Raw genomic sequence first — 9,703 nt, forward strand, 5'->3', positions numbered from 1 at the left:
AGAATGGTCGCGGACAAAACACCGCCGATGCGTCTCACACTACTCGGGTCCAGAAGGGGCGGCTCATCAACGCCGCACAGGCCAGGGGCGGCATCGACGTGCCGTCGTGGGACACCATGGAGAAGGGAAGGAGGCGATCACCGGTGGCTGGTCGGTACCTGCTGCACCAGCGCGACGTCGCCGACGCGTGGCACGACCAGCCGTTAACTGCTTTGGTCATACGGGCCCAGAACTGGCTGATCGGCTCGGATCCTGGGTTGTTGCGGCTGCGGATGGCCAGCCGCACCACGGCCGCGTTGGCCTGCGCGTTGGCGATCCTCTACGTCCTGACCAGGGCGACCGGCCAGCCCGTCACCGTCGCCCTGCTCGGGGTGCTGATCACCATGGTGTCGGGACGGGCCGTCAACGAGCCGGATCCGCGTCGGCAGAAGATCACGATGGCGCTGCTGCCGCTGCCCGCCGCACTGGCCATTACCGCCGGCACGGTGCTGGCGCCGCACAAGGTGGTCAGCGACGTCGTGTTCGTGGGCATCGTGTTCGGGGCGGTCTATATTCGTCGCTTTGGCCCGCGCGGACGAGCGCTGGGAATGGTCATGTTCATGGCCTACTTCTTCACGTTGTTTCTGCGAGCCACAACCGCCGAACTGCCCTGGCTGATCGGGGCGATCGTGGTGGGCACGGCTTGCAGTTTCGTGATCACCACCTACGTGCTGCCTGATCGACCCGAACGCGTGCTGCAAGCCACTATGCGGTCGCTGCGGGCGCGGATGGCCATCGTCGTCGGCACCACCGCCGAGGCGATAGCAGCGGGGCGGCTCGACGAACGGCGGCGCCGCCGGCTGCGGGCACGGATCGCCCGGCTCAACGACACCGCGCTGATGGTCCAGAGTCAGATTGAAGACAAAGTCAACCCAGCGCCGCTGTGGCCCGGAGTCAGCGGCGAAGACCTGGCGCTGTGGCTGTTCGACGCGGAGCTCACCGTCGAGCGGGTCGTCACCGCCGGTGCACGCCTGGCTGACGCCGGCGCGGAAATACCCGCCGCAACGCGTGCCGAACTGGCCGCAGCGCTCAGCCAGCTGGCCAGGGCGATCCGGCTGCCGCAACCCGAGGGTCTGCGCCGCGTCGCCGACCGGGCTCAGCAGCTGATCGATCGACACTCCGGCGAGGCCCTGGTGCGTCGCCTCGGGTTGGCTGTGATTGCCACGGCCACAGCGGCGTCCGAAGTCCGCGCAATGGTCGACCGCGCCAGCGGCGCGAGCACGGCCCCGCCGCCACACAAGGCCGAGCCGGACAAACCTCCCACCGGGCTGCGGCCGACCACCCGGCAGGCCGTCCAGGTCGCCGTGGCTGCATCATTGGCGATCGTCGTCGGCGAATTGGTATCCCCCGCGCGTTGGTATTGGGCGGTGATCGCCGCGTTCGTGATCTTCGCCGGCACCAATACCTGGGGTGAAACCCTCACCAAGGGCTGGCAACGGATGCTGGGCACCGCGCTCGGGGTGCCCTGCGGCATCTTGATTGCCACGCTGGTGTCCGGCAACCGCGCCGTGTCGTTGGTGCTGGTCTTCGTGTGCCTGTTCTGTTCCTTCTATTTCATGAGGGTCGCCTACAGCCTGATGACCTTCTGGATCACCACGATGCTGGCGTTGCTGTACGGGCTGCTTGGCCAGTTCACGTTCGGCTTGCTGCTGCTGCGCATCGAGGAAACCGCCATAGGTGCCGTCATCGGGATCGCCGTGGCAATCCTGGTGCTGCCGACCAACACCCGCACAGCGATCCGCAGCGACGGCCATACCTTTTTGACGACGCTGTCCGAGCTGATCGAGGGTTCGGTGGCCAGTCTGTTCGGCGGCAAAGAAGCGACCAGCCCCACCGACAAGGCGCGTGAACTCGACCGCAACCTGCAACAGTTCCGGACCACCGCCAAGCCGCTGCTCGCCGGCGTGGCCGGCATCTCCGGGCGGCGCAGTATCCGGCGCGCCCTGCGGGTGCTTTCGGCCTGTGACCGCTACGCGCGAGCCCTGGCCCGCAACAGCGAACGCTACGGCGATCCCTCCCCGCAGCTGGTGGATGCCGTCACCTCGGCTGCCGCGCAGATACGTCGCAACGTCGAGGCGTTAGATGCCGTCCCCTACCAGCACGCCATCGTCGCGCCGGCGACCGACTTCCTCGACACCGCGGAAAGCCTCGTCTGCCAACAGGACGGCGATCCGGAGCCCGGCTCTGATGGGCGGCGGCTGCTGTCGGCGTTACAAGCTCTGCGGCAGATCGACCGCGCCGTCGTCACCGAAGCCGTCGACCTGGGCGCTGACGAGCGCACGAAGCTACCGGGCAGAAGCTCAAGGTGACGTTTGCGACCTGCCCGAATCGGCTACTGGACGAGTTACTGGCACTGATTCGGGACAGTGCAGGCGATCCGTGGAGGGCAAGTGAGCGCCTATCAGACGCTGGTGGTCGGGACCGACGGCTCGGAGACGTCGTTGCGCGCGGTACAGCGCGCAGCCCAAATTGCCGCCGAGTCGAACGCCAAGCTGATCATTGCGACGGGATGCCCGTCGAGCTCATCGGCCGAGCAAAAATCGTCCGCGATCTTGCAGAAAGCCAGCGACCGCGCCAAGGCGGCCGGGGCGAACCACGTCGAGCAGCAGGCGATCCGGGGCGCCCCAGCACATGCGCTGGTGGACCTGGCGCATCAAGTCAAGGCTGATCTGCTCGTCGTCGGCAGGGTAGGACTGGACCCGATCATCGGCCGGTTGGCGTCGGTTCCGGGCAACGTCGCAAGCAGGGCCCAAACCGACGTGTTGATCGTCAACACCACGGGCTCAGCTAGTTAAGGGTTGTGTCACTTCGGTGAAGCCGTTAGTTGATCGGCTTCCTGCTGACGGCTACAGAGAAAGTGGAGACTGGTTCCATGAACGACACCCCGAGGGGTACCGTGCGCCGCTCCGCTGAAGGCGCACTGCTGGTGCGCGAATTCCGCGGTGACAAGTTGGGCTGGAAGCTGGTGCCGTCAGAGTCCGAACACTGTGTGTTCTTTGTCGATCGAGAAGTTGACCCGACGTGGCTGGACTGGCCGATCATCTGGTGCCCCGATGCCTCGTTCCACGAACAGGACAACATTCGCCGTGCCCGTGGCGGTCGCCCATGAACTTGGACGGCGCAGGTAGCCGGCAGGCGGCGCACTAGTTACGTTTTGGGGACACCTTGCCGCTGAAGTGGCGTGGGTCATTGGCGCCTTCGCGGGTAACCGCGATGATTGCTCCCATGTTGTTCGAGCTTGCGCGATCCTTCGCGCTTTTGCGAATTCGAGCGCGGGGGATTCGTCGGCCTCGCCAGACAGGCACCGCACGGCCAGGTGCTGACGTAGGGCATCGAGGCAACCCTGCGGCAAGGAAAGATGCCGTGCCGGACGCCACAATGCCGTAGCGGGCGGTCTGGTTACCAACTGTGCCCGTCGGGGTATGCGGTGTCCGCCAGCTCGCATCGACGGGAAGCGATATGACGGAACCCCACCAAGAGCAACCGAGTCACGATCAGCAGCTGGAAGACATCGTCGATCAGCTTGACGAGAAGGTCGCCGACGAACGAGAAGCCGAAGGGGTTCCCGGCAAACCCAGCGACCGTGAACAGGCCGCTGTCCGCGGCTCTGAAGGCTCGGAGGACGAACCGCCGGATTAAGAGCTCGGCTGAACGGCGTTCACGTCGGACTGCTCGCTGGTCGCGATAAAGTCCTCGATCAGCTCAACCACCTCTGTAGGCGCTTCCACCTGCGGGAAGTGACCGACATCCTGCAGCACTTCGAGACGTGTGTCAGCGCGTGCTTCGTGTGCGGCGTAGGCGTGGTCGACGGGGATGATGTTGTCCTCCTCACCCCAGATCGCCATGACCGGTAGCTCGGCACGCAGCTGCAGCCTGTTCAGCGCACTGACCGCCTGCCCGCGGTAATCCACCACGGATCGCAGCGTGCGCAGGAACGACTGCCGCGTCTGCCGGTCCGAGAGCGACGAGTAGGCGCTCCACAACTCGGCGCCGCGCGGCGAATGAATGCCCGCGCCTCGCACCCATGACCGCAGCTTGTTGCCCACGGTGAGCACCGGCGTCGGCGCAATGACCGGCAAAATTAGCTCCGCTCCGGGAGCCGAGAGCAGCCGCAGCACCCATCCGACATCCGGACCGAGGCCGCCGCTGCCGATCAGGATCAACCGCTTGACGTAGTCCGGGTGCTGGTAGACGAACTGCATGGCCACACCGCCGCCAAGCGAGTGACCAATCACGGTGGCGTGGCTGATGCCGAGTTCGTCGAGGAAATCGCGCAGCCAGACCGCGAATGCACCCAGCGAGTAGTCGCCCCGCGGTTTCGCCGACTCGCCGTGGCCCAACAGGTCCGGCGCGATCACCCGGAATCTTTTCGACAACTGCGGCAGCACCGACCGCCAAGTGGCTGAACTGCCCGCCATGCCGTGGATGAGTAGCAGCACTTCCCCGTCGCCGGCGTCACGGTAGGCCACCCGATCGCCGTGCAACTCCAAATACTTCAATTCGTTCATTGATCCCTTACCCCTCGGCGCCTCAGCGATTCGGCCGGGCTGTCGTGGCAGAAAACCCTAGGTCTGCTTCTAGGGGATTAGATGCAACTCGCAGTCTCCAGGATAGGAGAACGGTGGCAGGTCCAGGATTCGACCCTGGGTACGAACCCCGTCAGCATGCCGCGGTAGTTGATCTTGGAGGCCATCTTGTGGCGAATGGCCGTATCTGAAGCAATGGTCACAACTGGTGCGCAGGACTCGATCACTCAGCCTGGATTGCTGCGCGCATGAGGCGGCGGGCGCGGGATACGGCGCCGGTTGAGCCCATCAGCTGAATTTCCTGATTCGCCGCCATGATCACTCCTGTCCACACGAAGACAACGTCTTCAGGCACCAGCGTTCTTGGGATCGAGCCTTGTCGCTGAGCGACTTCGATCTCGGCCCTGAGGAAGTCTTGCCACAACCGGATCATGTCGCGCAGTCGATCCCTCAACACGCCGGGTCTTCCGTCGAGTTCGCATGAGGCCGCCGTGACAAAGCAACCGTTAGGGAATGGTCCGCTTTCTAGGTAGCTGGTCCAGCGTTGAATTACCTCGTTAAGCCGGGGCATCCCCGCTGGCTTCGCGCGAGCTGCTTCTATCACCTGCTGGCGGAAAAGGCTCACAGCACGTTCCAGCGTGGCGATCTGCAGCTTTTCCTTTGACCCGAAAGGACCAATCACTCCGGCCTTGCTCATCCCCAGCCGGGTCGCCAGCGAGCCGATTGTCAACCCTTCCAAGCCGCCAACGGACGCTTGCTGAACACAGGCATCGACGATCCGTGAACGGGTCTCCTGCGCCGCACCCATCGAACGCCTAGGGCTCACTTCCTTGTTATAGCAGACGATCGTCCGCTATATTGCGATCGATCGTTCGCTAAAGGGGTGATGGGATGCGTATCCGCTGGCTGGGCTGGGCTGGTGTCGAACTTGAGAGCCACGGCGAACACATAGTCGTCGATCTGCTTGGCGATCCCACGGGAGTGCTGGAGGGTACCGGACTTGAGGGGGTCATGCCCGTGGTTGTGCCTCCCGAGGGCGCGGGCGATGTGGTGGCCGGGCTCTGCACGCACCTTCACCGTGATCACGCCGATGCCGGTGCCCTCGCGTCCACACTCCGCGCAGATGGCCCCGTGTATCACCCGATCTCATTCGGTGGTGACGACCACGAAAACCTGTGGCTGCTCAAGGCGGATCACGAACTTAACCAGCATCAGCTGAGCCGACGCAGCCTGCAGTACTGGCAAACAGCCGAAGCGGGCCCGTTCCGCATTGCAGCGATTCCTGCGGTGGATGCGTTAGGAGACCCCCAGGTATCCTACGCGATTGAAGCCGGCGGAAAACGCGTCATTCACTTAGGCGACAGCATGTTTCACGGCTACTGGTGGCGTGCTGCTCGCCGGTTTGGCCCGTTCGACGCCGTACTCACTCCGATCAACGGACCGGTCGTGTGTTTCCCTCATTGCCAACCGCCCAGCCCGTTCGCGTCTACCCTCGATGCCGAGCACGCTGCGGTAGCCGCGCGACTGCTCGGCGCACGCATCGCTATCCCCATCCATTACAACGGATTTCATGTCGACGGGCGCTACATCACCCGCCCGAACGAGCTCGAGGCATTCCTTCAGGCGAGCAGCAACGAAACATATTCGACAGCAGCCTTGGCGCCCGGCGAAGGGCTCGAAATTTAAGAACACCCTTGGCGCACTCGCCGAGCTAGAGACTGACCCCGGCACCTAACTGATGCCGCCCACGGCTCAACACCCTGACCGCACAACGAGCATTGCGCAACCGGGGAACTATGCGCTCAGCTCACCGCCGTGTTGGCTTTCTTCCTGGTGCTTCTCGTGCTGGTGCCAGCGGACGAAGGTCGTGGGGCTTTGCGTCCGGCGCCTTTGGTCGCTGTTCGCGATGTGCGTACGGTGTCAAGGTCGGCCGTCAAGTAATGCTGCAAGGTCGGTGCGACACTTTTCACTAGCGCCTCTACGTCCAATGCGACGATCGGTGGCAATGCGACAACATAACGCGTCAGCGCCAAACCCAATAGCTGACTGGCCACCAGTCCCGCTCGTCGCGGTGCCAAGCGCCCGGGCTCGGTCGACTTGCGGACGAATTTGGTTACTTGTGTGTCGAACACAGTCCTCATCCGTTCAGCAGCAACGGGGTTCGTGGCAGCGGAGCGCAGCAGCAGTGTGGTCGCTTCGTCGGCGAGCTCTCCTTCCCATTTCGACAAGAAGTGGCGCGCAAGCACCTCGCCCAGGTTGTGCCTTGGCACAGGCAGGAGCTCCTCGAGCTGCAAGTCCAAGTCCACTGCGGCGCTGAAAAGGCCCTCCTTGCTTCCGTAGTAGCGCATCACCATGGATGGGTCTACGCCGACCTCGGCGGCGACGGCGCGAATCGTCATCGCCTCATACCCGCGCTCGCTGAGCAGCTTCCTGGCCGCCGACAAAATCGCAGCGCGCGTAGGTGCGGAGCGTGAAGTGAACGCCATAGCCCACAATTGTATGCCTACGCATGTTGCGCGCGCCTCTTTGGAAGAGCGTCCGCTCGAGCTCCTTCCCTGGGAGATATCGAGAAGTCGGTGCGAGAGAAATCATCGAAGCTTGCAATGCCAACAGGTGTTGGCCTACGATTGTAGTGAATGCCGTTAGAAGGGGCTAAAGCCAGCAGAGGAAGATCCGATGCACGCCATGATCCGCCGGTACAAGATGACGGGCTCTATGGATGAACTCATGCACCAAGTCCAGAGACGATTCGCTTCACAACTCAGTGGAGCGGCGGTGTCCGAGCCGGTGCGTGTGCCAGCTGGCATCTTGAGTTACCAGGCCATCCGAACCGGCGACGACACACTTCTGACCGTGACGGTGTTTGAATCAGCTGACCTACTCCAACGCGCGCAACAGGGGGCGGCAGATATCCGCGCTAGCCTTGCCGAATTCTCGGTAGAGGAAATCGAGACCTACGACGGTGAGGTCAACGTCAGCTACGTCAGCAATACACTGTTCCACTCAGCCGCCACGACGGGTGCTGCCGACCGCCAAGGGAACAACCCAGACTGACTTCGCGCCAACTTATCTCGGCATACCGTCGCCCGACGGGAACAGAAGCTGTCACCGCTGTACCGACGTGGGCCTAAACGGGAAAGAGGCCCCCCGGAAAGCTCTGCAGCGTTTCGCGCGCATTGCGCACCAGTTACCCATAAAGACCGACTACTTGCGATGCCAACGTACGTTGGCCTACAATCGTTGGCATTCGAACGCTGGGTGGGCATGAGGAGCGTACGGTGTCGATGTCGCTGGATACTTCGGTCAACGAGTCGGTGCAATCCATGGAAGCGTGATGTTGATCCGGCCCGATAGATATGCCGCCGGCCACACTGTGGATTCTGATCGGTCAGCGGTTTCGGCCGCGCTTAGCGCCTGGCGCAACCATATACGCAACACCAACCACGCGAAAGGATGAGTGTTATGGCCGTCGACTTGCCCAGCAGTCCACTCGCCGCCGTAGACCCGGAATTCGAGAAGATGGCGTTGGAGACCGGAGAGTTCACGTTCGGATTGTCGGGCACCAACATCCGAGAAAAGCTTCTGCAAAACCTGGCTCAGGACGTGTGCCGATCACACCTGGGACTCGCATTCCACATGCACATCACCGCGGCGAAAATGTACGGTATCTCCTACCCTGACATGCTCGCCGTGATCCGATTCACGGCGCCCTATTCCGGTTATCCGGCAGCCGCGGACGCGCTTGCGCGACTACAGCAGGTGGCGCAGGAAATTGGCCTTGACACGGACGATGTCGGTGATCCCGGCACTTCGCCTCGAGCGGCTGAGGCTGCGGAAACGTTCGATATCAACGACGAGTGGATGCGCGGATTCCTCAACTCACGTATCGCGAGGGCATCGTCAGAGCACCGGCTAAACAGGCGAGAGCAAATCATCATTGCGATCACCTGCGACGTCAGCCAGCAGACGCTCGGTGATACCTTCCGCCGGCACCTCACGCTCGCTCTTGAAGCGGGCGTCAGCATCGATGACCTGCGTGACATCATCCGCTTCTGCGCCGAACACAGCGTCGCCCGGGCTACCTCCGCACTGCGCGAGCTTGACAGAGTGCTCAGCGGATAGGCCGCCGATGTCGCGCCAGTATCTAGACCTGTTGTCGCACAGCCTTGTTCACGTCGCAGAGCCCGCCGCACACGATGTCACCCGACCGCGGGGAAGGTCGTCGCCTCGGCGCTGGCGAGTCAGCCCGCCAGCGCCGGCTGCAGAACTGCCTAACACCACCAGCGCTTGACAAAGCCGCGATCCGCGCACGACGCGGCGGGCGAAGTGCGCGCCGATCGACGGCCGTACGCGGCGACGATCTAGTCATTGCGGCGTTGGCCCCGACGGAAGCCGAGCAGAACCTTAAACGAGAAGGGACCGGAAGGCGATCACCATGGCAACACAACATGGGTCGGTGTTGGTGACAGGATCCTCTAGCGGTATCGGCCGCTCGACCGCAATCGCGCTGGCTGAGGCAGGATTCCGAGTCTTCGCCGGGGTGCGCAAGGACGCCGACGGGTACGTCCTGCGTGAGGCCACGCCTCATAGGCGGCTGATACCTGTGATCCTCGATGTCACTGAGGACGACCAGATCACTGCCGCCGCCACACGGATTGCCGAGCTCACCCATGGCGCAGGCTTGGCCGGCCTGGTCAATAACGCCGGCACCGCCCTCGCCCGGCCGATCGAGTTCGTCGAGATTGAGGCGCTGCGCGAACAGTATGAGATAAATGTCATCGGACAAGTGGCTGTCACACAGGCGATGCTTCCCCTACTTCGGGCTGGCCGCGGCCGCGTGATCAACATCGGCTCGGCCGCTAGCTGGACCACCATGCCGTTTGCCGGCGTGCAATGCTCGGTCAAGCACGCCCTGCGGTCAGTCAATGACGCACTGCGCCAGGAACTTAAGCCGTGGTCGATCCCGGTGATCCTCGTCGAGCCGGGGGTGATTAAAACCGCTGCCGTCGACAAGCTTCAGGCCGATCTTGACGACGCGCTAGCAAGTTTGGGGGTTGACGGACGATCGCTGTACGAGGAGTCGTTCCGCGCGATGGTGGCCAGCGCCCTCAGACACGAACAGCACCGCGGCGCACCCG

General features: G+C 63.3%; 11 protein-coding genes. 8 read left to right on the forward strand and 3 right to left on the reverse strand.

Features of this window, described 5'->3' with window-relative positions:
- Positions 1–236 precede the first annotated feature (236 nt).
- From VFA16_RS23410 to VFA16_RS23425, 4 genes are all read left to right on the forward strand, one after another.
- Positions 237–2,348: an FUSC family protein gene (locus tag VFA16_RS23410; protein ID WP_324970143.1), complete on the forward strand. Its 2,112-nt coding sequence runs from the start codon at positions 237–239 to the stop codon at positions 2,346–2,348.
- Between the two features lie 81 nt (positions 2,349–2,429).
- The gene (locus VFA16_RS23415; RefSeq protein WP_324970133.1) at positions 2,430–2,834 is read left to right on the forward strand and encodes a universal stress protein; all 405 of its coding nucleotides are present in this window, start codon (positions 2,430–2,432) and stop codon (positions 2,832–2,834) included.
- 77 nt (positions 2,835–2,911) lie between these two features.
- The gene (locus VFA16_RS23420; protein ID WP_324970134.1) at positions 2,912–3,148 is read left to right on the forward strand and encodes a hypothetical protein; all 237 of its coding nucleotides are present in this window, start codon (positions 2,912–2,914) and stop codon (positions 3,146–3,148) included.
- A 350-nt stretch (positions 3,149–3,498) separates the two neighbouring features.
- Positions 3,499–3,678 carry a hypothetical protein gene (locus VFA16_RS23425; RefSeq protein WP_324970135.1) on the forward strand — a complete coding sequence of 60 codons (180 nt, stop codon included), beginning with the start codon at positions 3,499–3,501 and terminating at the stop codon, positions 3,676–3,678.
- Here VFA16_RS23425 and VFA16_RS23430 read toward each other — a convergent pair.
- Together VFA16_RS23430 and VFA16_RS23435 are read right to left on the reverse strand one after the other, a co-directional pair.
- Positions 3,675–4,547: an alpha/beta fold hydrolase gene (locus VFA16_RS23430; protein WP_324970136.1), complete on the reverse strand. Its 873-nt coding sequence runs from the start codon at positions 4,545–4,547 to the stop codon at positions 3,675–3,677. The genes VFA16_RS23425 and VFA16_RS23430 overlap by 4 nt on opposite strands.
- A 241-nt stretch (positions 4,548–4,788) precedes the next feature.
- A complete protein-coding gene (locus tag VFA16_RS23435) occupies positions 4,789–5,373 on the reverse strand; it encodes a TetR/AcrR family transcriptional regulator (protein WP_324970137.1) in 585 nt (194 codons plus the stop codon).
- A gap of 83 nt (positions 5,374–5,456) precedes the next feature.
- Here VFA16_RS23435 and VFA16_RS23440 point away from each other — a divergent pair, with 83 nt between their 5' ends.
- Entirely contained in the window at positions 5,457–6,251 is a 795-nt protein-coding gene (locus tag VFA16_RS23440) for an MBL fold metallo-hydrolase (protein WP_324970138.1), read from the forward strand.
- Between the two features lie 116 nt (positions 6,252–6,367).
- On the opposite strand, the gene VFA16_RS23445 is transcribed toward VFA16_RS23440, so the two are convergent.
- Positions 6,368–7,051 carry a TetR family transcriptional regulator gene (locus VFA16_RS23445; RefSeq protein ID WP_324970139.1) on the reverse strand — a complete coding sequence of 228 codons (684 nt, stop codon included), beginning with the start codon at positions 7,049–7,051 and terminating at the stop codon, positions 6,368–6,370.
- 190 nt (positions 7,052–7,241) lie between these two features.
- Here VFA16_RS23445 and VFA16_RS23450 point away from each other — a divergent pair, with 190 nt between their 5' ends.
- The 3 genes from VFA16_RS23450 to VFA16_RS23460 all read left to right on the forward strand — a co-directional run.
- Positions 7,242–7,619 carry a hypothetical protein gene (locus tag VFA16_RS23450; RefSeq protein ID WP_324970140.1) on the forward strand — a complete coding sequence of 126 codons (378 nt, stop codon included), beginning with the start codon at positions 7,242–7,244 and terminating at the stop codon, positions 7,617–7,619.
- A 408-nt stretch (positions 7,620–8,027) separates the two neighbouring features.
- Positions 8,028–8,687, forward strand: a complete 660-nt coding sequence (locus VFA16_RS23455; protein ID WP_324970141.1) for a dehydrogenase — start codon at positions 8,028–8,030, stop codon at positions 8,685–8,687.
- A 313-nt stretch (positions 8,688–9,000) separates the two neighbouring features.
- The coding region (locus tag VFA16_RS23460) for an SDR family NAD(P)-dependent oxidoreductase (RefSeq protein ID WP_324970142.1) at positions 9,001–9,703 on the forward strand (703 nt) is incomplete at its 3' end.

The organism is Mycobacterium sp. (assembly GCF_035653355.1).
In the GTDB taxonomy this organism is placed as follows: domain Bacteria; phylum Actinomycetota; class Actinomycetes; order Mycobacteriales; family Mycobacteriaceae; genus Mycobacterium.